Genomic DNA, 21739 nt, shown 5'->3' on the forward strand with positions numbered 1-21739 from the left:
CGCCGGGTGCCGGCAACCCAATTTACGAGCGGGCACCGACAGCGGCGGGCGAGCAGGTCAGCCGGTGGGGCGGAACAGGTCCACGACGTTGGCCCGCGACCGCAGCGCCAGGCCCGTGCGCAGCGCCCCGGCGGCCTCCGAGACCGCCTCCCGGAACCGGGAACCCAGGCTGACGAAGGTCACGAACCCGTGGATCAGGTCGTCGTGCTGGCGTTTCACGACCGGCACGCCGGCCTCCCGCAGCCGGTCGGCGTACGCGTTGCCCTCGTCGCGCAGCGGATCGAAACCGGCGGTCGCCACGTAGGCCGGCGGCAGCCCGCGCAGGTCGTCGGCCAGCAGCACCGCCAGCCGGTGGTCGGTGCGGGCCGACAGGTCGGGGCAGTAGCGCTCGATGAACCACGTCATGTCATCGTCGGTCAGCAGGAACCCGTCGCCGAACAGGTCCCGCGACGGGCGGCGCATCGACGGGTCGGTCGCCGGGTAGAACAGCAGCTGGAACACCGGCCGCGGGCCGCCCCGGCGCAGCGCGTCCAGACACACCACCGCGGCCAGGTTGCCCCCGGAGCTGTCGCCGCCGACGGCGATGGCCAGCGGGTCGGCGCCCAGCGACTCGGCGTTCTCGGCGGCGTGGCGGAACGCGGCGTACGCGTCGTCGGCCGCGGCCGGGAACGGGTACTCCGGCGCCAGCCGGTAGCCCACCGACAGCACCCGCACGTTCGCGTGTTTGGCCAGGTAGCGGCACACGCCGTCGTGGGTGTCCATGCTGCCGACGACCCAGCCGCCGCCGTGCAGGTACACCAGCAGCGGCGACCCGGTCGGCAGGCCGTCCGGCTCGTAGAGGCGCCCGGGGATCGGGCCGTCGGAGCCAGGCAGGGTGAGGGCACGGGTGCCGACACCGTCCACGATCGGCCCGCCGAGGATCGTGCGGCCCGCCTCGACCCGTGCGCGGGCGTCCTCGACCGACGGAACCGCCGGCCGCCGGTCGCCCAGCGCCACCATTCGCAGCAACAGCTGCGCGTCCAACGCCAGTTCGAGGCCGTCACGGCGGACCGGTGGGCCGGCCAGTGCCCGGCGCACCGGCCGGGGAAGGGCGAAGACCGCGTGCAGCGCGGCCCCCTGGACGGACAGCGCCACCCTGCTCATCGCCGTGGACATGTTGTGTTGGCCTCCCAGAACGTCCCGGAAGAGGCTACTCACCGAAATCACGCCTCGTGTGCATCCTGACCTGCACGAAAGTGTGACACGCAGAACTCGGGGTGTGACGTGCACCACGGCGTTACGCCCGGTAGGCGGTGTCGGTTGTCGGCCACCCAGCGGTACACCCTGTCCTGCACCTGGCGGATCACCGGCAGCCGGTAGAACCACAGCGGCAGCCGCGTCCCCAGCGCGGCCGACAGCGCGGCGTTGACCGCCTCGGCGCCCCAGTACCGCCGGCCCGGTCCGCCGTCCCAGAACACCGCGCGGGCCAGGTCCTCCCGGCGCACCCCGGCGTCCTCGGCGACCCCGGCCCGCTGGAACGGCACGGTCCGGATCCGGCCCCGCCGGTCCAGCCGGGCCAGCAGGTCGCGGCTGCGGGTGCAGAACCCGCAGTCCCCGTCGAAGATGAGCGTCCCCACCATTCCCCCATCGTGGCATCGAATGGGGGATGATCGGAGGAGCGCAGGCCGGCGTGGGAGAGGGATGTGGTGTGACGGTGAACGTGGTGGGGATCGGTGGGTCCCTGCGCCAGGAGTCGCAGTCCGAGCGCGCGTTGCGGATCGCCCTGTCCGGCGCGGCCCTGGCCGGCGCGAAAACCACCCTGGTCTCCGGCTCGGACCTGGTGCTGCCCTTCTACGACCCGGCCGACCCGCACCGCTCACCCGAGGCCTGCCGGCTGGTCGAGGAGCTGCGCGCGGCCGACGGCGTCGTGCTGGTCTCGCCCGGCTACCACGGCGCGATCTCCGGGCTGGTGAAGAACGCCCTGGACTACATCGAGGACATGCGCGGCGACGACCGGCCCTACCTCGACGGCCGGGCCGTGGGCTGTGTGGCCACCGCCCACGGCTGGCAGGCCGCGGTGAACACGCTGGCCTCGCTGCGCTCGATCGTGCACGCGCTGCGCGGCTGGCCGACCCCGCTGGGTGCGGCGGTCAACGCCCGGCACGTGGTGTTCGGCCCGGACGGCGACTGCACCGACGAGAAGGTCGCCGACTCGCTGCGCACGATCGGGTCACAGGTCGTCGAGTTCGCCACATCACGGGTATGACCGCGCCGCAGCGGGTACGCCGCTGCCATGACGAAGTCTCCGATCACCAGCCCACTGTCTGATTCCGACCGCAAGTCCACCGGCGCCGTCCTGCAGACGACGCTCGTCGACCTGATCGACCTGTCGCTGATCGCCAAGCAGGCGCACTGGAACGTGGTCGGCCCGCACTTCCGCAGCGCGCACCTCCAGCTCGACGAGCTGGTCTCGACCGCCCGCCAGTACACCGACGAGGTCGCCGAACGCGCCAACGCGATCGGCGTCTCGCCCAACGGCAAGGCCCGCACCGTCGTGGAGAGCTCCGGCCTGCCGGACTACCCGGACAACTGGCAGTCCGTCGAGGCCACCGTGGCGGCGATCGTCGCGACGCTCGGCGCGGTCATCGCCCGCGTCCGCAAGGGCATCGACGAGACCGACAAGTCCGACCTGGTCACCCAGGACCTGCTGATCGCGCTGGCCGCCGAGCTGGAGAAGCAGCACTGGATGTGGCAGGCCCAGACCGCGTGAGGCGAGGGGTCCCTTCCGCGTGAAGGGACCCCCTCCCGTTCAGAGCCCGAGCGCGGTGCGGGTGAACTGGACCTCGATGGCGATCTGCTTGATCGTCTCGGCGACCACCAGCGAGCCGTGGCCGGCGTCGTAGCGGTACACCTGGTAGTCGGCGTCGCGCGCGGCGAGCCGGTCGAGGTAGTTGTCGATCTGCCGGATCGGGCACCGGGGGTCGTTCTCGCCGGCCACCACCAGCACCGGGGCGCGCACCTGGTCGACGTAGGTGATCGGCGAGCACTCGGTGTACCGGTCGGGCACCTCGTCGGGGGAACCGCCGAACAGGGCCCGGTCGAACGCGCGCAGCGGCTCCATCTCGTCGGCGTAGGCCGCCAGGTAGTCGGCCACCGGCACCCCGGCGATCCCGGCCGCCCACAGCCCCGGCTGGGTGCCCAGCGCCAGCAGCGACAGGTACCCGCCCCAGGACGCGCCGTTGACCACGCACCGCGCCGGGTCGGCCAGGCCCTTGTCCACGGCCCACGCGTGCACCGCCGCGACGTCGGCCAGCTCGGTCAGCCCCGGCCGGCCCTCGATGGCGTCGCGCCAGGCCGAGCCGTAGCCGGTGGAGCCCCGGTAGTTGACGTGCACCACGGCGAACCCGGCGTCCAGCCACACCGCGCGGTAGGCGGAGAAGCGGTCCTCGTCGGCCGAGTGCGGCCCGCCGTGCAGCGCGAACACCGTCGGCAGCGGCCCGTCGCCGGCGTGCGGCGGCCGCGCGTACAGCGCGTGCACCTGCCCGACGCCCTCCCGCTGCACGAACACGTCCTGCAACGGCACCGACGGCGGCGCGGTGTGCCCGGGCGGCGAGAGCAGCACCCGCTCGGTGCCGTCGCCGTACAACGCCCGCACGACCGACGGCGACGCCGCGTCCGACCAGGCGTACTCGATGGTGCCGTCGGGGCGCACGGAGACCGAGCCGATGGTGCCGGGCGCGGTCGGCAGCTGGGTGCGGGTGCCGGTGGCGAGGTCGAGGTGGTGCAGGGTGTTGCGCGCCTCGTGGGTGTGCACGACGACGATCGCGCTGCCGTCCGGGTACCACTCGGCGGTCAGCTCCCCTGGCAGGTCAACGACCAGCTCGGTCTCGGTGCCGGCGGCCACGTCCCAGATCAGCAGCTCCTCGCGGCCCCGGCGTTCGTGCAGCACGAGCAGCCGCTGGTCGCCGGGGACCGGGCTGAACCCGATGGCGTCCAGGCCCTTGCCGGGGCCGTCCCACTTGTCGGCGACCGTCGACCCGTCGGCGGTCGAGAGCACACGCAGCGCGGAGTGGCGGTTGTCGCCGTGCTCGGAGTGCGCGATGGCCAGCAGGGTCTCGTCGCGGGACAGCGCGGCGACCCCGCCGTCGTGCTCGTCGCGGTACAGGACGGTGGCGGGGGCGTTGTCGCGGGACAGGAAGATCGTGGTGCCGTCGTCGTTGGAGACCCCGACGACCGACACCGACCGGCCGAGCTCGATCCCGGCGGGGTAGCCGGCGTCACTGCCCGGCACCGCGCCTTCTGGCGCTCCGGCGGCGGGCCGCCCGGCGAACGGCTCCCGGACCCAGTTGCCGAACTCGTCGCCGTCGGAGTCGGCGAACCACCAGAGGTGTTCGCCGTCGGGGCTGATGGTGGCGTAGGAGGTGCCGTTGGGCCGGTCGGTGACCTGGCGCCGGGTGTCGGTGGCGCGGTCCCAGGCGTAGACCTCCCAGACCCCGCTCAGGTTGGACAGGTACAGGTTGCGGTCGGGGGCGTCGTGGGCCCACCTCGGCAACGACACGCGGGCGGCGGTGAACCGTGCCCGCCAGCGGGCTTCCGCGTCGGCGTCGGCGAACAGGGTGTCGGGCACCTCGGCCAGGGGATGGTTGGTCACGCCGTAGATCCTGCCTCATCGCCCGCGCCCGGTGGGCCGGCGAGCACGGCCCGCGCCTCGGTCAGCGCGAACCCCAACAGGTTCAGGCCACGCCAGGCCGTGGGGTCCTGCGCGCGGGGGTCGTCGGCGGCCAGCCCGATGCCCCACACCCGGTCCAGCGGGCTGGCCTCCACCAGCACCCGCGTCCCGGTGGCCAGCAGATAGTCCCGCAGTTCGGTACGCTGCCCGAACTTGGCGACACTGCCGGCGACGACGATGTCGTAGCGGTGGCGCTCCCACTCGCCCTGGTCGAATCCCGGTATTCCGCGCCCGAGTTCCTTGGCCTGCCGGGGATGCCGGGCGTCGAGGATCCGCGCGGCGCTGTCCCGGTCGCCGAACAGCTCGGCCTTGCGCCACATCATGTAGTGCTCGGCCGTCGCGAACTCGACGCCGTCGACGACGAACGGCGCCGGCCACCACTGGCTCAGACAGCCCTTCCCGATCCGCCCGTCGGGCTCGGGCCGGTGCCCCCAGAACAGCAGGTACTCGACCCGGTCCCGCCGCTTGACCAACTCGTCGACGTCCATCCCGACAGTCTGCCGAAACGCCCCGGCTCTGCGATCGTGGAGCCCATGACGGTACGGGTGGACCGCGAGTGGGACCGGCTGGAAGAGGTGGTGGTCGGCCGGGTGGCCGACTTCACCATCACCCCGGCGCTGGTCAAGGCAGCGCCAACACTGGACTTCCTGCCGGCCGGCGTCGGCGACCACTGGGTCGGCGCCGAGGGCAGACGCTGGTCGCAGGCCGACCCGGACACCTACGAGCGCTGCCGCGCCCAGGTCGACGCCCTGGCCGCTTTCCTGGCCGACCGGGGCGTGGCCGTCCACCGCCCCACGGAACTGACCGACGACGAGCAGGCGGTGCTGGCGGACCTGTCGTCGATGTCGAGCCAGGTGTTCACCAGGGACCCGATGATCGTGATCGGCGACCGGGTGATCGAGGCGTCGCTGCGGATGCCGCACCGCTTCCGGGAACGTTTCGGCCTGCGCTCCCTGTTCGCCGACCTGGCGGCCCGAGGCGCCCGCCACGTCGTCGTGCCGCCCGGCTGCCCGGTTCCCCTCAACCGCGTCCCCACCGCCACCGGCCCCTACCTGGAAGGCGGCGACGTCCTCCTCTTCGGCGACGACGTCCTGGTCGGCGTCGGCGACGGCCGCTACGCCACCGACGAGGCCGGCGTGGCCTGGCTACGTGCCGAACTGGGCGACGGCTATCGCGTGCACCCCGTCCGCCTCCACCCCCGTGCCCTCCACCTCGACGACGGCCTCGCCGCCGTCCGAGAAGGCCTGGCGATCGTCGCCCCCGACCAGTTCCCCGACGGCCTCCCACCCCTGATCGCAGACTGGACCCACATCGAAGTCACCCTCGACGACGCCCTCAACCTGCTCGCCGCCAACGTCCTGGTCCTGGCCCCCAACGAGGTCATCGTCGACCCCCGAGCCCCCGCCCTGGCCGACGCCCTGCGCACCCACGACGTCACCGTCCACACCCTCGACTACGACGCCGTAACCCCCTTCGGCGGCGGCTTCCGCTGCTCCCACCACCCCATCCGCCGCATCCCGACCTGAAGGGCCTGCCCGCACTCGGCGAACAGGCCCTGACCTTAGCTGGGCAATGGCGAAGTGACGTCGCGAGCTGACTCTGCGTAGTTGTGCTGTCGGGTGATGATACGTTCCGCAACCTCCTTGCGACGTACCCGGCAAATGCCTGAGTGTTCCCAGTCCAGGGAGAAACCACGAAGATGCGAAGATCTCCTGCAGTTGGTGTGCTGGTTGCTGCCTCAATACTTCTTCTCGGTTGTTCTTCGCGTACCGGATCTGATGAAGCGGTTGAGCGTGCAGGAGAAACCACCACCACCACGACTACGACGCCAGTACCGACGACCACCACAACAACCACGACGCCACCGGTTACAATGGAGGTGGTGTTCGTTTACCCGTCAGGTGACCCAGTGCTGCCCGGCTACCCGCTGATCGTGCCTGTCGGCACGATTGACAGGCGGCTCGTGTCCTGGTTCGAGGGTCAGTTGATTGACGGGCAGGTGGTGGCACTAGCTCCCGGGGTTTACACGCCCTTCAATCCGGTTGTCCCCGATCTCGTCGACTACCTTGTCGGTCCCAGTAGTGGCGACTGTGCCGTACGCGAGAAGTTCTTCCCGGAAAGTGGGGGCGCGTGCTGGGACGGTGTTCAGCGCGGTTCAGCTGAGCCGTGATCCCAACTTCCAGCCGCTCGGTCAAGTTCGAAAGATCGGGTTTGAAGTGATCGTCACGCAGACTGCGAGCTATGAATCGCGCAGTGCTCCTGGGGCGGTAACCCCTGATCACGCGCTGCGTTGCTCGGGACGCGGCGGGGGTGACCTGGCGCGAACGGCTTGGTGTTCGCGTCGGAGGTTGGGACGGAACTGGACGCGGCCAACGTAAGAAGTGGCTTCCGCCGGATCGCGAAGGAAGCCGGGCTGGTCGCGAAGGACCGGACGTCCAGGGGGCTTCGTCACGGCTTTGCGTCGTTGCTCTCGGACGGTGGGCTGCCCATCGAGCAGATTTCGCGCCTTGTCGGCCGCGGCGGCACCGCCGTGACGGAGACCATCTACGGCACCGGCTCAACCCTCACGGTGGACGGAGCGACGGCGATAGATCGCATCCTGCCGACCCGGATTGCTTGATCACTCCTGAACATGGCGGAGGCCGTCCATTCCGAAATGGACGGCCTCTGACCTGGTCGGGGTGACAGGATTTGAACCTGCGACCTCTTCGTCCCGAATGCAAGCCATGCTGCCCCTGATCGGCATAAATGTGCTGTTCAGGGGCCATCGTGCGTCCGTGGGCGTCCAAGGTTGTGCCGGGTTGAATGCGCCGATTGTCACTCAGTTGGTCACTCGTTTCTGTGCGGTACCGCACCCGATTCGGTGGCTTCCAGCTGGCGACCTAATTCGGCGAGCACGAGCGCGATCTTCACCCGAACCTCCGGAAACGGTGCCGATCGGACCATCCCCGCGCTCGCGGGGACGACGCCGCCATCACCCAACCCCTTGCCCGCACCAGCGAACCAGCCCCGCGCTCGCGGGGACGACAACCGCGCGCCGATCTCGACGTGGTCGCCCGGAGGACCAGCCCCGCGCTCGCGGGGACGACTGGATCAGGTAGCCCCACGCGATGCCCTGATCGGGACCAGCCCTGCGCTCGCGGGGACGACCGTCTCGTCTTGTCGACGCCGCTCGGCGAGCACGGACCAGCCCCGCGCTCGCGGGGACGACGTGCGCACCCAGAGCGGCGGGGAGCACCACTACGGACCAGCCCCGCGCTCGCGGGGACGACGGCCGGGAGCTGACGCCCGAGGAGGCGGCGCTGGGACCAGCCCCGCGCTCGCGGGGACGACGCCGTCGCGGGGGAGATGGTCACGCCCGCCGCCGGACCAGCCCCGCGCTCGCGGGGACGACACTTCCTGAGCAGGGACGATGCTCGCGGTGGTGCCGTTTCTCATTCACTTTTCGGCTTTTTCCAGTTCCGTTGAATTGTGGTGGGATGTGGTGTGACGTTGGTCTGGGCTTGACGCTATCGGTCATTGCGCGCGTTTGTGGTGGTTCAGAGAGTCCGGTGCGGGAAAGTCGTCTGGCGTTCGAGTGCGTCCGTCAGGTGCGGCCTGATCGCTGAGATGCTGCGGCCACGCGGCCACATGTCAACCGCTCACGAGCTGCGACGGGATCCGTTCTGCGCGACTTGCCTTTCGACAGCACCTGGTGGGCACGAAGGTACTCTCGGTGTGTGTACCTCTTCGTGGAGGAACGCCCCCGGCCGACGGGTCGGGGACACGCGGGGAGGGTATCCGCGAAGAAGGTGATCCAATGGACGACAGCGTTGGCAAACGCATCGCGAAGCGGCGCGGCAAGTTGTTCACCCAACAGGGACTCGCTGATCGCGCTCAGGTGAGTGTCGATGTGATTCGCAAACTTGAGCAGGGTCAGCGGCACACGGCGTCGGTCGATGTGTTCCAGCGCATCGCGCGTGCGCTCGACGTACCCCTTTCGCGACTGCTCGACAAGCAGGACGCTGTACCGTCCGAGGACCCCGACGCTGGGGTCGTCGCGATCCGCCACGCACTCACCCCGGTTGATGACCTGCTTGACGATGACGTCATCGACACAGCGCCCCTCACCGTCGAAGACGCCGAACGCACCGTCACCTACATGTGGGGGTGCTACTGGTCCGGACGGTACGAGTTGCTGTCTCGGTTGCTGCCTGAAGCGCTCATAGGGCTGCGCGCGACCGCGTCCGCCGTGCCGGTCGCCGACAGGCCACGCGCCGCGCGCGCTCTCGCCCGGGGCTACCAAGCCGCAGGGGACACGCTCGTTCATCTCGACCAGCCGGACGCCGCGTGGCTGGCCATCCGTGAAGCCATGCGTGCCGCCCGCGAGTCCAACGACGAACTGCTCGACGCGGCGCTGCGTGTGTCGGTGGCTTGGCAGCTGCTGGTGCAGGGTCGTTACGACGAATCTGAGCGGGTGGCGCTCGCCGCCGCACGTGGTGTCGAACCGGCTGGTGACGTCAATGACGCTCAACTGGCCACGTACGGCGTCCTGACCAGCACCGCCGCTACCGCCGCCGCCCGCAGCCGCCGCGCCTCGACCGCCAACGATCTGTTGGGGGTTGCCGGCGAAGTGGCGAACAGGCTGGGGTACGAGCGGTCCGAGTGTCAGACCACGTTCGGCCCGGCGAAGGTCGCCATGATGAGTGTGGACTGCGCCGTCGTCCAGGACGACTACGGCGATGCGCTCGCGAACGCGCGCAACCTGCCGAGAGATGCGGCGTTGCCTCTCGCGTCCCGCGCTCGACACCTTGCCGACGTGGCAATGGCGCACCTTCGTCTGGGTCATGGCGACCGCGCCTTGACGACAATTCTGTCGATGGAGCAATTGGCACCTGACTGGATCGAGTATCAGGCGCTGCCACGGCAGATGGTTTCCGAGTTGGTTGAGCAAGAACGGCGTGTCAGTGCGCCGCTCCGTGAGCTGGCGATTCGACTCGGCGCATATCCTGACTAAGACGATCGGTGGTAGGACGCTCTGTCCTACCACCGATCGTGTACTGGGGCAGAGCGTCCTACCTTTCACCTGGGAACTCTTCATACGGTCGCGTTTGTCGATCGAAAGAAGGTGTGTCCCACGTGGTGTGTCCGAGGCGTCAGGTCGGAGTGGATCTCGTTCGTAATCGTGGTGGGACTCTCCTTCTCGCCGTTCGATGGCCGGTTCATGCCTACGATCCCGGCTGATTCCAATCGAAGATGACCGCGCCGACAATGGATAGCAGAAGTGATGACCGATAATGTGCGACACGCGCCGCAAGTTCACGACGGTCCTTCCAGTCGGCACCCTCTCGTGCCCTACATCAATGCCTGGTCCGAGGAGGAAGACCCTCCCGGTAAAGTCATCGAGATCCCGGGCAGGGGACTTGTCTACGCCGATGAATTGGTGACCGACCGCGACGACCGAGGCGTCCTCTGGTTCCGAACGATATCCCGGCCACGTCAAGGGCGTCCCAACTTCCAGCGTGTACACCCTCTCCGCCAGCGTCGGGCCATGCGTCGACTCCTCTGCCAGGTATGCGCTGAACCCGCGGACGTGACCGAGGACGGCGTTCTGTGGCTGCTCAAGGACCAACGCACCGACTGGCCTGACTGGCCCAAGGGCATGGGTGTCACCGAACCGCCTGTCTGCCTGTCATGCGTCCCGGTGGCCGCGCGCCAGTGCCCCGCGCTGAGAAAAGGAGCCGCGGCCATCCGTGCCCGCAGTTTTCCCGTCAGTGGTGTTCGCGCCATGATCTACCGCAGTGGTCCTGATGGACTGAATCCGATCGGCGAGAAAAACATCCCCTATGGCAACTCGGCCCTTCGTTGGGCGCGGGCGATGAATCTCATACGGAAACTGAACGAATGTACCGTGGTCTCACTGGAAGAACTATGCCAAAAATCAAAATGATTCGGACATCGAAGCCGTGCGGGTACGTCAAGGTGTGGCGGTGGGTGCGTGCGGGTGGGGACACCAAGACCAAGAAGTCGCGCCGCTCGCTTGGTATCCCACAACGGTGCATCGATGCCCTACGGGCGCAGCAGGGACGGCACAACGTTGCTCGGGACGCGGCGGGGGAGACCTGGCGCGAACGCGGCTTGGTGTTCGCGTCGGAGGTCGGGACGGAACTGGGCGCGAAGGACCGGCGCCTCGTGAGCTTCGTCACAGCTTCGTGTCGTTGCTTCGGGCGGTGGGCTGACCATCGAGTGGCACCGCCGTGACGGAGACCGTCTATCGGCACCAGCTCAACCCGGTTGCTTAGTCAGGCAGTTAGTCACTCCTGAACATGGCGGAGGCCGTCCATTCCGAAATGGACGGCCTCTGACCTGGTCGGGGTGACAGGATTTGAACCTGCGACCTCTTCGTCCCGAACGAAGCGCGCTACCAAGCTGCGCCACACCCCGTGGTCCGAGAGGAAGTCTAGCGGACGTCGGCGCCGGCTCCGAAGCGGGCGCCGTGTTTGTGGTTGTCGGGGGTGTTGTTGCCGGTCGGGCGGGGGACGAGGGTCAGGAGGCTGGCCTCGGGTGGGCAGGCGAAGCGGACCGGGGCGTAGGGCGAGGTGCCGAGGCCGGCGGACACGTGCAGCCACATGTGCGCGCCCCAGCGGGACGCTCCTCGGGCGCGGGAGCGGTCCAGTTCGCAGTTGGTGACGATGGCCCCGTAGCCGGGGACGCGGAGTTGGCCGCCGTGGGTGTGGCCGGCCATCACCAGGTCGTAGCCGTCCTCGGCGAAGGAGTCGAGGACCCTCGGTTCGGGGGAGTGGGTCACGCCCAGGCGCAGCGCGGCCGCGCGGTCGGGGCGGCCGGCGATCTCGGAGTAGCGGTCGCGGTGCAGGTGCGGGTCGTCGACGCCGGCCACGGCGATGGACTGGCCGTCCACGGTCAGTAGCTGGCGGACGTGGGTCAGGTCGTGCCAGCCGCGTTCGATCAGGGCCGCGCGCAGGTCGCGCCAGGGCAGCGGGATGCCGTGGATCTTGCGCTTGGACTTGACCAGGTAGCGGACCGGGTTCTTCGGGCGTGGCGCGTAGTAGTCGTTGCTGCCGAAGACGAACACGCCCGGGCGGTCCAGCAGTGGGCCCAGCGCGCGCAGCACCGCCGGCACGGCGTGCCGGTGCGCCAGGTTGTCACCCGTGTTGACCACCAGGTCAGGGTTGAGCGCGTCGAGTTCGGCGACCCACCGCTGCTTGGACTTCTGGCCGGGCATCATGTGCAGGTCGGACAGGTGCAGCACGCGCAGCGGCCGCGCCCCCTCCGCCAGCACCGGCAGTTCGGCGCGGCGCAGGGTCCACCGGGTCCGTTCGATGCCCGCCGCATAGGCCACGGTCGCGGTGCCGACCGCCGTGGCGCCCAGTGCCGCCCGTCCGATGGTTCTCGCCAAGTTGCCCACGACCCGAGCCTAGATGCGTGCGCCGCGTGACCGGTAACGGCCAGTAGGGTTCGACGCATGGCTGAGCTCAAGGCACGCTTGCAGGCCGACCTCTCGGCGGCGATCAAGAACCGGGAGACCGTCCGGATGGCGTCGCTGCGGATGGCGTTGGCGGCGGTCACCACCGAGGAAGTCGCCGGGACGACCGCGCGGGAGCTCGCCGACGACGAGGTTGTGCGGGTGCTCGCCCGGGAGGTCAAGAAGCGCAAGGAGGCCGCTGAGGCCTTCGACGGCGCCGGCCGGGTGGAACAGGCGCAGGCTGAGCGGGACGAGGCCGCCGTGCTCGGGGAGTACCTGCCCCGTCAGTTGTCCGACGAGGAGCTTGAGGGGCTGGTGGCTGAGGCTGTCGCCGAGGTGAGTGAGGCGTTGGGGAGTGCGCCGGGGCAGCGGCAGATGGGGCAGGTCATGAAGGTGGCCAACGGGAAGGTCGCCGGGCGGGCCGAGGGTGGGCGGGTCGCGGGATTCGTCCGGGCTCGTCTCCAGGGTTGATTTCTGGCGATCCGAAAACAAGAACGGCCCGGACCAGATGTGGTCCGGGCCGTTTCACTGCCTAGCCGGGTTCTCCGGGGCGTCCGCCGCCTCCTGGTCGCCCGTTGTTGTCCCCTGGGCCGTTCCCGCCGCTGGGCGGCGGTGAGCTGGGCGGTGTGGACGGCTCGTCGGACGTCTGCGGGGGTGGCACGTAGCCGGTGCTGATACGCAACGTGATCGTCTCCCCGCGCAGGGCGTTGCCTCGGGGTGACTGGCTCACCACGGTGCCCTTCGCCTGGGAGGAGTTGATCTCGTCGGTGACGACCTCGTAGCCGGCCCGCTTGAGGGTGTCGACGGCCTCCTGCTCGCTGTCGCCGACCACGTCGGGGACCTGGGCCTCCGGGCCGCCGTTCACGTAGCGCTGGTCGATCGGCGGCAGCTGCATCACCTTCGAACCCTGGTGGATCGGGCCCATGGCCTCGAACCAGGTTCTGGCGGGAATCTTGCCGCCATAGATGTTTCCGCTGTCGCCGCAGAGGGACGGTGGTGTCGTGTCGCAGATGCCCTGGGGGCGGGTGCCGTCGTTGAACGTCAGCACCGCCGCCGACAGTTGGGGGGTGGCGCCGATGAAACCGGCCGAGCGGTGCTGCTGGGTCGTCCCGGTCTTGCCCAGGATCGGACGGGTCCAGTTGAACTGGGCCGCCGCCTGACCGGCGGTGCCGCCCGGCTTGTCGTCGTCGCTCAAACCGTGGACCAGGGTGTTCGCCAGGCCCTTGGACACGGCCTGCTCGCACGGCGGCTCGGCGATGTGCACCTTGCGGCCCTCACGGTCGAGCACCTCGACGATCGGCGTCGGCGGGCACCAGACGCCGCCGCTCATCAGGGTCGCGCCGACGTTCGCCAGCTCCAGTGTGGACAGCGGGGCGGGGCCGAGCGTGAACGACGCGTTGCCCGGACGGTTCGGGCCCTTGCTGCGGAAGAACTCGCTCTGGCTGACCTTCCGCTCGTACATCTCCGCCGTCGGGTCCGGGGTGTTGCCGTCCATGTTCGTGGCCATGCTCTCGCGCAGCCCGAGCCGGCTCGCCATGTCGACCACGGCGTCCATCCCGATGATCTCCTCCAGGATGACGAAGCCCGTGTTCGGCGAGGTCGCCAGCGCCTTGCGCAGCGTCATCGACGACGGATAACTGTCCGAGGCGTTGGACAGGCAGTACCAGGTCGTGTTGCCGTCGGTCGGGTTGGAGGTCTGCGGGCAGTTCGCCGGGTTGCCGCCGGTGAACTTGTTCGACACGTGGTGCGCGGGCGTGCGGATCGAGTTGTTGATCCCGCCGCCCTTCTCCAGGTAGGCGGCCGACGTGAAGATCTTGTAGATCGACCCGGCGCCGAACTTGTTCTCCACGCCGTACGGGTAGCCGATGGTCGTCTGGCCGGCGTCCATGTTCAGGCCGTAGTCACGGTTGGAGACCAGCGCGACGACCTCGTGCCGTTCCTTGCCGGGCCGCACGATGGCCATCGAGTTGTTGATGTCCTTGGTGGTCTTGGGAACCTGGTGCTCGGCCGCCTGCTTCGCGATGCGCGTCGCGGCCGCGTCGAAGCTGGTTTTGATCGTGTAGCCGCCGGTGTAGAGCTGGTCGGCGGTGAACCCGATGTCCATCAGGTATTCCTCGACGTACTGGCAGAAGAAGCCGTAGTCGGGGCCGGCACCGACACAGTTCGCGGCCGGCTTGACCGGCTCGGGCAGGATGCCCAGCGTCTCGGCCTTGGCCGTCGTCGCCGCCTCCTGGCTGATGCTCTTGGTCTCCACCATCGCGTCGATCACGAGGTTGCGCCGGCGCAGCGACTCCTCGGGGTTGCTCCACGGGCTGTACAGGTACGGGTTGTTGACCATGCCGGCCAGCAGCGCCGACTGGGCGATCGTCAGCTTGTCTGGCGTGGTGTTGAAGTACGCCTTGGCGGCCGACCCGATGCCGAAGATCCGCTCGGTGAACTCGACGACGTTGAGGTACCCGGTGAGGATCTCCTCCTTGCTCATCGTCTGTTCGAGCTGGATGGCCAGCCGCGCCTCGCGCAGCTTGCGGGTGACGGTCTGCTCCTGGGCCCGCTCGCGCTCGATCTTCTTGCCGGGGTCCTCGTCGGCCTCGCCGACCTGGTCCCGGTACACGACGTTGATCAGGTAGTTCTTCACGTACTGCTGGGTGAGCGTCGAGGCACCCTGGGTGTCCTCGCTGGTCTGGTTGCTGATCAGCGCGCGGATGGTGCCCTTCCAGTCCACGCCGTGGTGCTCGAAGAACCGGCGGTCCTCGATGGAGATCAACGCGGCCTTCATCGACGGCGAGATCTGGTCGGCGGTCACCGGCAACCGGTACTGGTCGTACAGGTAGGCGATGTCCTTGCCCTTGGAATCGGTGATCCGCGTGATCAACGGCGGCGGTGTGGCGACCAGGTCGGCCGACACACTGTCGATCGTGTCGCTGGCCCGGTTGGACACCACCCCCAACGCTCCCACCATGGGGAACAGCATGCCGGCGACCAGCACACCGGCCAGGAGGCACAGACCGACAAGTTTCAGCAGACCGTCTCCCACTCGCACGCGGACCAGCCTACGCGGGGTGGAATGAAGGCCACGTTACCCAACCGAGTTATTGACAATTGGTAACGGCTTGTGGACCCCGTCACTCCAATGGGAACCAGGTGGCTCTAGAGTCCGTCAACGTCTCAACGACAAGAGCCGACTCCGACGGGGTAAACACGACCCGGCGATCGGCACTCCGGTGGAAACGGGGACGCCCACGATGATGTGGCGCCACGAGGGGGACCGGAGCGATGGGTCGCGACGACGCTAGGGGCGGGGGTTATGTATATCGAGCAGGCGGACTGGCGAGTCAACGCGTCATGCCGCGAACAGGACCCGGACGGGCTGTTCGTCCGTGGCAAGGAGCAGCGCAAGGCCAAGCTCGTGTGTATCGCGTGTCCGGTACGCATGGAGTGTCTGGCCGAGGCGTTGGACAACCGGATCGAGTTCGGGGTCTGGGGCGGAATGACCGAGCGTGAGCGACGTGCACTGTTGCGTCGTCGCCCGGACGTGAGTTCCTGGCTGGAGTTGCTCCAGTCGGCCCGACGCGATCACTCGGACGAGGACGAGGACGTTCGCGTCGGCTGAGATCGCGGCCGAGAAGTCGGTCGAGCAGTCGGTTGGGGACGTGGTCAGCTCCCGGTCAGCCGGTCGCCGATGGTGCGCAGACCGTCCAGGTCGTGCACGTCGGCCGGCATGGCCGGGACGCCGACCACCTTCACCGACGGATGCGCCTTGGTGAACCTGGCCAACAGGCGGCGCTCCCGGTCGCGCACGGCCACCCGGTCGGCGTGCAGCCGGAGCACCGCCGCGGCCAGCGGCGCCTCGCCGTTCTCGTCGAGCTTGTCGGCGGCCGCCGACGCCCGTGAGCCGGACAATCCGGACAATACCGGGTGTGTGCGGTTGATGACCAGCCCGGCCAGCGGCATCTGCTCGGTGGCCAGCCGCTCCACGAAGTAGCTGGCCTCCCGCAGCGCGTCCGGCTCCGGCGAGGCGACCACGACGAACGACGTGCCCTCCGAGCGCAACAGCTCGTAGGTCTTGCGCGCCCGCTGCTTGAACCCGCCGAACATCGAGTCGAAGGCCTGCACGAACGCCGACGCGTCCGCCAGCAGCTGCCCGCCCACGATCGTCGACACCACCTTCGCGAACATCATCACGCCCGCGCCGACGACCTTGCGCAACCCCCAGCCACCGGTGCGCGCCGGCGCCGACAGCATCCGGATGATCCGCCCGTCCAGCGCCGTCGACATCCGCTGCGGCGCGTCCAGGAAGTCCAGCGCCGAACGGCTCGGCGGGGTGTCCACGACGATCAGGTCCCAGGTGCCCTCACCGGCCAGCTGCCCCAGCTTCTCCATCGCCATGTACTCCTGGGTGCCGGAGAACGACGTCGAGATCGTCTTGTAGAACGGGTTGGCCAGCACCTCCTGGGCCCGTTTCTCCCCGGCGTGCGCGAGCACCATGTCGTCGAACGTGCGGCGCATGTCCAGCATCATCGCCGAGAGCTGGCCGGCCGGCTCGAACCCCTCGACCTCCACCTCGCGCGGCGTGTTCGACAGTTCCCGCAGGCCAAGCGCCTGGGCCAGCCGGCGCGCCGGGTCGATCGTGAGCACCACGGTCTTGCGCCCGCGCTCGGCCGCGCGCAGCCCGATGGCCGCGGCCGTGGTGGTCTTGCCGACCCCGCCGGAGCCACAGCACACGATCACCCGCATTCCCGGGTTGTCGATCAGCCGGTCGACGTCGAGCGTCGTGGTCATCGGACCCCCTGGTCTACGAGCTGTTCGGCCAGCTCGTAGAGGGCGGCGGTGTCGATGCCGTGGTTGGTGTCCGGCAGCTCCAGCGCCGGCAGGTCCACCTCGGCCAGCTGCTCGCGGGCCCGCTGCTCGGCCAGCACCCCGATGGCGTGCTCGACCGTCTCGTCGACCAGGCCCGCGACGTCCTCGGCCGCCAGGTGCAGGCCCGCGGCGGCCAGACCGGCCCGCACCCGCGACCCGTCCACCCGCCCGGCCGCCGCCGGGGACACCGACCGGGCCGGCAGCCGCGACGGGCGGGTCCGGTTCACGAACACCGCCCCCGGCCGCAGGTCGGCGGCCGACAGCTCGGCCACCGCCTCGATGGTCTCCCTGACCGGCATCTCCTCCAGCAACGTCACCAGGTGCACGGCCGTGTCCTGGGAGTGCAGCAGGCGGACCACGCCGTCGCTCTGACCCTTGATCGGGCCGACCTTCGTCAGGTCGGCCATGGCCTTGGTGACGTCGAGGAACTTCACGATCCGGCCGGTCGGCGGGGCGTCCAGCACGACCGCGTCATAGGTGTGCCGGCCCTTGTCCTCGGCCCGGCCGACGGTCTCCTTGAGCTTGCCGGTCAGCAGCACGTCACGCAGGCCTGGCGCGAGCGTCGTGGCGAACTCGATGGCGCCCATCCGGCGCAGCGTCCGCCCGGCGATCCCCAGGTTGTAGAACATCGCGAAGTACTCCAGCAGCGCGGCCTCGGCGTCCACGTGCAGCGCGCGGACCTCGCCGCCGCCGGGCGCCGAGGCGATCCGGCGCTCCTCGTAGGGCAGCGGCGGGGTGTCGAACAGCTGGGCGATGCCCTGCCGGCCCTCGACCTCCACCAGCAGCACCCGGCGCCCACCCGTGGCCAGCGCGAGCGCGAGCGCCGCGGCCACGGTGGTCTTGCCGGTGCCGCCCTTGCCGGTGACGACATGCAGCCGCGCCCGGGAGACCTGTTCGGTCCAGCCGATGGGGGATACGCCCACCACTTCAGGGTAAGTGGACACTTCGGGCGGGTGCCGCCCAGGCGGTCAACTAGCGAGCATCATCACGCCGACCGCCAGCACGACCACCCCGACCACGATCCAGACCACGGTCGGGGCAAGCGTGGTCAGCGTCAGCACCGCCAGCACGACCAGCACGGTGAACGCGATGGCCCCGTTGATCGCGACCTGGCCACCGGTCGCGCCGCGCCGGTCACGGGTCTTGGCCATGGTGAGCAGCACCAGCACGATTCCGGCCGCGGCGAGCAGCACGGTCGCGATCACCCGCCAGGATTCCACGCGGGTCACGGTACCGCTGATGCCAGCGCTACAGTCCCTGGTCATGACGAAGTGGGAGTACGCCACCGTGCCGCTGCTGAGCCACGCGACCAAGCAGATCCTCGACCAGTGGGGCGAGGACGGCTGGGAGCTGGTCACCGTGATGCCGGGGCCGACCGGCGAGCAGATGGTGGCCTACCTCAAGCGGCCGAAGGGCTGAGCCGGTGAGCTGGAGCGAGCGGCTCACCGAGCTGGGGATCGACCTGCCGGCGGTGCCGGCGCCGGCCGGCGCCTACGTGCCGGCCATCCGGACCGGCAACCTCGTGTACACCGCCGGCCAGGTGCCGTTCGTCGACGGGAAGATCGCCGCGACCGGCAAGGTCGGCCAGGAGGTCAGCCCCGAGGAGGCCAAGGACCTGGCCCGGATCTGCGCGCTCAACGCGCTGGCCGCGGTGCACGACCTGGTCGGCGTCGACGCGGTGACCAGGGTCGTCAAGGTGGTCGGGTTCGTCGCCTCCGCGGAGGGCTTCACCGGCCAGCCCGCGGTGATCAACGGCGCGTCCGAGCTGTTCGGCGAGGTGTTCGGTGACGCGGGCAGGCACGCGCGGTCGGCCGTCGGCGTCGCGGAGCTGCCGCTCGGGGTGCCGGTCGAGGTTGAGCTCATCGTCGAGGTTTCCTGAGTTTTCTCGCCAAGGGGAGGCAGCATGACCGAGATCGAAGACCACGGCGACCCGTGCCACGAGTTACTGCTGCGGCTCGCCGGACGGCTGCCCGACCGGCAGCTGTGGCGGCTGCGTGACTGGCTGGCCGGCGGTGCGCTGGACGCCCTCGCCCGCGCGTTGCCGCTGACCCTGCTCCGTGAGCGTGTCGCGATCACCGCTCGGGAGTCGCTGCTGCTCAACGCCGCTCTGCTGGACGCGGGCGCGGACGCCGGACGGCTGCACGCGGTCCCCTGGGTGGACCAAATCGACGAAGTGGACTACACATTCACCTCGGAGTCGCCCGAACGGGTGAATGCGGGGGACTCCGAAGCGGTTGTGCTCGGGGCGGTACTCCATGGCCGTCCCGAGATGGTCGACGTGCGTGGGAGTTGGCGACGACACCGTTCCGGGCTGGGACAGGCCACCCGGATCGTGCTCGTCACGGCGTCAGCGGGCTGCGCTCGATTGACCGGGGAGCTGCAGCGTGTGTTGCGGGCGCTCGGGACACACGAACCGGGCGTCGAGGTCATGCCGGAAGGCATCGACCTGCCGCCTTACCACAAGGCGGCGCTCGCGGCCTCGGAGCCGCTGCTGCCCGGGCTGGTCGGAGCACGGGGTTAGCTGCTCCTCCGCTGGCCCGATCGACGCCGGACGAGCTGGAAGGAGCTAGCCGTGACCCAGGTCCCCAGGGGGAACCGACCAGGTGTTGCGTTGCCGATCCGAATACACGAGCTCCTGCTCGGCCTCGCCGGCCGGCTGGACGACGACGCCCTGGCCGACGCGCGCCAGATGCTGGCCTCCGCCGAGCTTGACCGCTCGCTGGAGTTCGTCGCCGGGTGTCTGGTCGCGGGCGGCGTGTCGCTGTCCGGCCAGCAGCGCGCCGAGATCGACGAGCTGTTCGCCAGTACCTATCTCGACCCGTCGGTGATCGAGCGGGTGGCGGTGAGCGAGGACCTGCCGGCCTACCGGCACCGGTTCGCCGTCGGCCCGGTGGCCGGCACCGAACCCGACCACGGCGTCGCCGACGCGGTCCGCCCGGTGCTCGACGTGCTGCCGGACGTGCGGTCGGTGTGGTGCGTGTGGCGGCTGACGCCGGCCGGCCCGGTGTCCGGCCCGGTGCCGCACCGGGTGGTGCTGGTGGGGGTCGGACCGGCGGGTTTCGCGCCGGCCACGGCCTACCGCGTGGAGTACGCGCTGCGGCGCGCCGGGGTGCGCGCGTCGGTGGAGGTCCTCGTCGACGGTGGCCAGCCGACCGCCTACCACCAGGAGGCGATGCGCTGCGCGCGACAGGTCCCTTTCGATGACCCCGGACCGGGTGGCGGTGGCGGTCGGCCGGTGAGCCCGGCCGATCCCGTTCCGGTGGACACCTTCGCGGCGCAGCCTCCCAAGCCCAAGCGTTCCCGGGCCGCCCAGGCGGCCCCGGCCGAGGCCGCTCCGGTGGCCGAGGCTCCGGTCGCCCAGGCCGCTCCGGTCGCTCATGTCCCCGTCGCCCAGGCCTCCGTCGCCCAGGCTCCGGTCGCCGATGCCCTGATCGGTCAGGATGCGCCGGTGGCGGAGGTTGTCCCGGTCGTCCAGGCCCCGGCCTCCGAGACACCGGTGGCCGCTCCGGTCGCCCCCACGGCGCCGGTTACCGAGGCGACGGTCGAGGCCCCGGTCGAGGCCGCTCCGGTCGCCGAAGCGGCGCCGGCGGACGTCGTGCCGGTCGCTGAGGTCGCGCCGGTCAAGGTCGTGCCCCTCGCCGCGGTGGCTCCGGTTGCCGAGGTCGCGCCCGTTGAGGTCGCGCCGGTGGCTGAGCCGGTCGAGGTCGCGCCCGTTGTCGAGGTCGCCGAGGTCGCCGAGGTCGTGCCGGCGGAGGTGTCGGTGGAGGTGTCGTCGCAGGACGGACCCGCGCCGACCGCCGGGCTCGCCGCCTTCGCGTCGGCCGCACCCCCGGCCGCACCCCCGGCCGCACCGCCGGCCGAGGTCGTCGCGCCGGCCCAGCCGGTCGAGGTCGCGCAGGCTCCGGTCGCCGAGGCCGCGCCGGCCCGGCCGGCGGTGGCCGCGTTCAGCGAGGTCGGTTCGGACGACGGGGCGATGCTGGAGCTGTCGGCACCCGCACCGGTCGTCGCGGCCGTTCCGGTGGCCGCCGTCCCCGTCGCCCAGCCCGCCGCGCTGGAGCTGGCCGACGGCCCGGCCGCCGTGCCCGAGGCACCGGAACCGGTCGTCGCGGCCGAGCCCGCCTTCACGAGCGTCACCCCGACGGACCCGGCGAGCGAGGTGTCGGCCGCCGAGACCACCTCGGTCATGCCGGCCGTCTGCCGGGAGACGCCACCGGCCGAGCGCACGCCCGAGCCGAAGCTGCCCTCGCCGTTCGGGGTCGAGCCGCCGACCATCGACTCCGTGCGGGCGGTTCCGCCGGCCGCGGAGCTCCCGGTGCGCCCGGCCCGACCCAGGCCGGTCGAGTCGATCAGGTCGGTGTTCGAGCAGGAAGGGGTCGAGCGGCCATCGCCCCGGCGGCGCAAGCGGGCGCAGGACGACGCGCCGGCCCGCCCCAGGCTGGTGCCCGCCCCGGTCGACACCACCCCCGGCGACTCCGCCGACGACACCGCGGGCGACGGGCACGCCGCCGCGCTGATCGACGACATGCTCAACACCCAGGAGCGGCACCTGCTGCGTGAGCTGCAGGACGAGCTGGCCCGCCGGGAGAAGCAGGACAGCCAGAGCGGACCGTGGCGCTCCGGGCGGCACGGCAAGCCGGGCTCGCCGTTCGAACCGGGCCAGGCGCCCCGTCACGACCGGGGACGCGGCTCGGCCTGACCCGGTCCAGGTGGGC

22 protein-coding genes, 1 tRNA gene and 1 CRISPR repeat array are annotated in these 21739 nt (G+C 70.3%); of the genes, 13 read left to right on the forward strand and 10 right to left on the reverse strand.

What is annotated here, in order from left to right:
• Nucleotides 1–57 precede the first annotated feature (57 nt).
• Nucleotides 58–1155 carry an alpha/beta hydrolase gene (locus BLA60_RS25550; protein WP_075135548.1) on the reverse strand — a complete coding sequence of 366 codons (1098 nt, stop codon included), beginning with the start codon at nucleotides 1153–1155 and terminating at the stop codon, nucleotides 58–60.
• A gap of 47 nt (nucleotides 1156–1202) precedes the next feature.
• Nucleotides 1203–1619 carry a thiol-disulfide oxidoreductase DCC family protein gene (locus tag BLA60_RS25555; RefSeq protein ID WP_075135549.1) on the reverse strand — a complete coding sequence of 139 codons (417 nt, stop codon included), beginning with the start codon at nucleotides 1617–1619 and terminating at the stop codon, nucleotides 1203–1205.
• A gap of 68 nt (nucleotides 1620–1687) precedes the next feature.
• On the opposite strand from BLA60_RS25555, the gene BLA60_RS25560 reads away from it, so the two are divergent.
• Complete coding sequence (locus BLA60_RS25560) at nucleotides 1688–2245, forward strand: NADPH-dependent FMN reductase (RefSeq protein WP_075135550.1); 558 nt, start codon at nucleotides 1688–1690, stop codon at nucleotides 2243–2245.
• Nucleotides 2246–2272: 27 nt separating this feature from the next.
• On the forward strand, nucleotides 2273–2749 hold the full coding sequence (locus BLA60_RS25565; protein ID WP_075135551.1) for a Dps family protein: 477 nt from the start codon (nucleotides 2273–2275) through the stop codon (nucleotides 2747–2749).
• A 39-nt stretch (nucleotides 2750–2788) separates the two neighbouring features.
• Here the strand turns inward: BLA60_RS25565 and BLA60_RS25570 are convergent, their stop codons facing one another.
• Nucleotides 2789–4630: a S9 family peptidase gene (locus BLA60_RS25570; RefSeq protein ID WP_075135552.1), complete on the reverse strand. Its 1842-nt coding sequence runs from the start codon at nucleotides 4628–4630 to the stop codon at nucleotides 2789–2791.
• Nucleotides 4627–5196, reverse strand: coding sequence for a riboflavin biosynthesis intermediates N-glycosidase (locus BLA60_RS25575; RefSeq protein WP_075135553.1), 570 nt, complete (start codon nucleotides 5194–5196; stop codon nucleotides 4627–4629). Before BLA60_RS25575 ends, BLA60_RS25570 begins: the two co-directional genes overlap by 4 nt.
• Nucleotides 5197–5241: 45 nt before the next feature.
• On the opposite strand from BLA60_RS25575, the gene BLA60_RS25580 reads away from it, so the two are divergent.
• From BLA60_RS25580 to BLA60_RS43570, 5 genes are all read left to right on the forward strand, one after another.
• The gene (locus BLA60_RS25580; RefSeq protein ID WP_075135554.1) at nucleotides 5242–6234 is read left to right on the forward strand and encodes an arginine deiminase family protein; all 993 of its coding nucleotides are present in this window, start codon (nucleotides 5242–5244) and stop codon (nucleotides 6232–6234) included.
• A gap of 356 nt (nucleotides 6235–6590) precedes the next feature.
• A complete protein-coding gene (locus tag BLA60_RS25585; protein ID WP_154814574.1) occupies nucleotides 6591–6878 on the forward strand; it encodes a hypothetical protein in 288 nt (95 codons plus the stop codon).
• Nucleotides 6879–7040: 162 nt separating this feature from the next.
• Nucleotides 7041–7328, forward strand: coding sequence for a site-specific integrase (locus BLA60_RS25590; RefSeq protein ID WP_245812148.1), 288 nt, complete (start codon nucleotides 7041–7043; stop codon nucleotides 7326–7328).
• A gap of 321 nt (nucleotides 7329–7649) precedes the next feature.
• Nucleotides 7650–8102: direct repeats of the CRISPR family, unit length 26 nt; unit sequence ACCAGCCCCGCGCTCGCGGGGACGAC.
• A 405-nt stretch (nucleotides 8103–8507) separates the two neighbouring features.
• A complete protein-coding gene (locus tag BLA60_RS25595; protein WP_075135557.1) occupies nucleotides 8508–9704 on the forward strand; it encodes a helix-turn-helix domain-containing protein in 1197 nt (398 codons plus the stop codon).
• Between the two features lie 576 nt (nucleotides 9705–10280).
• Entirely contained in the window at nucleotides 10281–10637 is a 357-nt protein-coding gene (locus BLA60_RS43570) for a hypothetical protein (RefSeq protein ID WP_154814575.1), read from the forward strand.
• 417 nt (nucleotides 10638–11054) lie between these two features.
• Here BLA60_RS43570 and BLA60_RS25605 read toward each other — a convergent pair.
• Nucleotides 11055–11131: transfer RNA gene (locus BLA60_RS25605), tRNA-Pro, on the reverse strand.
• A 16-nt stretch (nucleotides 11132–11147) separates the two neighbouring features.
• A complete protein-coding gene (locus BLA60_RS25610; RefSeq protein WP_245812149.1) occupies nucleotides 11148–12113 on the reverse strand; it encodes a metallophosphoesterase in 966 nt (321 codons plus the stop codon).
• A 57-nt stretch (nucleotides 12114–12170) separates the two neighbouring features.
• Between BLA60_RS25610 and BLA60_RS25615 the strand changes: the two genes are divergently transcribed.
• On the forward strand, nucleotides 12171–12641 hold the full coding sequence (locus BLA60_RS25615; RefSeq protein WP_075135558.1) for a GatB/YqeY domain-containing protein: 471 nt from the start codon (nucleotides 12171–12173) through the stop codon (nucleotides 12639–12641).
• Between the two features lie 61 nt (nucleotides 12642–12702).
• Here the strand turns inward: BLA60_RS25615 and BLA60_RS25620 are convergent, their stop codons facing one another.
• The gene (locus tag BLA60_RS25620; protein WP_075135559.1) at nucleotides 12703–15210 is read right to left on the reverse strand and encodes a penicillin-binding protein; all 2508 of its coding nucleotides are present in this window, start codon (nucleotides 15208–15210) and stop codon (nucleotides 12703–12705) included.
• Nucleotides 15211–15474: 264 nt separating this feature from the next.
• On the opposite strand from BLA60_RS25620, the gene BLA60_RS25625 reads away from it, so the two are divergent.
• The gene (locus tag BLA60_RS25625; RefSeq protein ID WP_075135560.1) at nucleotides 15475–15780 is read left to right on the forward strand and encodes a WhiB family transcriptional regulator; all 306 of its coding nucleotides are present in this window, start codon (nucleotides 15475–15477) and stop codon (nucleotides 15778–15780) included.
• 44 nt (nucleotides 15781–15824) lie between these two features.
• Here BLA60_RS25625 and bagB read toward each other — a convergent pair whose 3' ends face one another.
• Genes bagB through BLA60_RS25640 form a run of 3 tightly spaced genes read right to left on the reverse strand, consistent with a single transcriptional unit; the run spans nucleotide 15825 to nucleotide 18247 of the window.
• Nucleotides 15825–16949 carry an ATPase BagB gene (gene bagB, locus BLA60_RS25630; protein ID WP_075135561.1) on the reverse strand — a complete coding sequence of 375 codons (1125 nt, stop codon included), beginning with the start codon at nucleotides 16947–16949 and terminating at the stop codon, nucleotides 15825–15827.
• A complete protein-coding gene (bagA, locus tag BLA60_RS25635) occupies nucleotides 16946–17950 on the reverse strand; it encodes an ATPase BagA (RefSeq protein WP_075135687.1) in 1005 nt (334 codons plus the stop codon). The genes bagB and bagA overlap by 4 nt, the downstream gene beginning before the upstream one ends.
• A 45-nt stretch (nucleotides 17951–17995) precedes the next feature.
• Nucleotides 17996–18247, reverse strand: coding sequence for a hypothetical protein (locus BLA60_RS25640; protein WP_075135688.1), 252 nt, complete (start codon nucleotides 18245–18247; stop codon nucleotides 17996–17998).
• 37 nt (nucleotides 18248–18284) lie between these two features.
• Between BLA60_RS25640 and sp36 the strand changes: the two genes are divergently transcribed.
• The 4 genes from sp36 (at nucleotide 18285) to BLA60_RS25660 (ending at nucleotide 21723) form a co-directional block, all read left to right on the forward strand.
• Entirely contained in the window at nucleotides 18285–18446 is a 162-nt protein-coding gene (sp36, locus tag BLA60_RS25645) for a Sp36 family protein (RefSeq protein WP_211288850.1), read from the forward strand.
• A gap of 4 nt (nucleotides 18447–18450) precedes the next feature.
• Nucleotides 18451–18906 carry a RidA family protein gene (locus tag BLA60_RS25650; protein ID WP_075135563.1) on the forward strand — a complete coding sequence of 152 codons (456 nt, stop codon included), beginning with the start codon at nucleotides 18451–18453 and terminating at the stop codon, nucleotides 18904–18906.
• A 24-nt stretch (nucleotides 18907–18930) separates the two neighbouring features.
• The gene (locus BLA60_RS25655; protein WP_075135564.1) at nucleotides 18931–19548 is read left to right on the forward strand and encodes a hypothetical protein; all 618 of its coding nucleotides are present in this window, start codon (nucleotides 18931–18933) and stop codon (nucleotides 19546–19548) included.
• A gap of 90 nt (nucleotides 19549–19638) precedes the next feature.
• Nucleotides 19639–21723: a flagellar biosynthesis protein FlhF gene (locus BLA60_RS25660; RefSeq protein ID WP_075135565.1), complete on the forward strand. Its 2085-nt coding sequence runs from the start codon at nucleotides 19639–19641 to the stop codon at nucleotides 21721–21723.
• The last annotated feature ends 16 nt before the right edge of the window (nucleotides 21724–21739 follow it).

The sequence above is a fragment of the Actinophytocola xinjiangensis genome (assembly GCF_001921215.1).
Classification (GTDB): domain Bacteria; phylum Actinomycetota; class Actinomycetes; order Mycobacteriales; family Pseudonocardiaceae; genus Actinophytocola; species Actinophytocola xinjiangensis.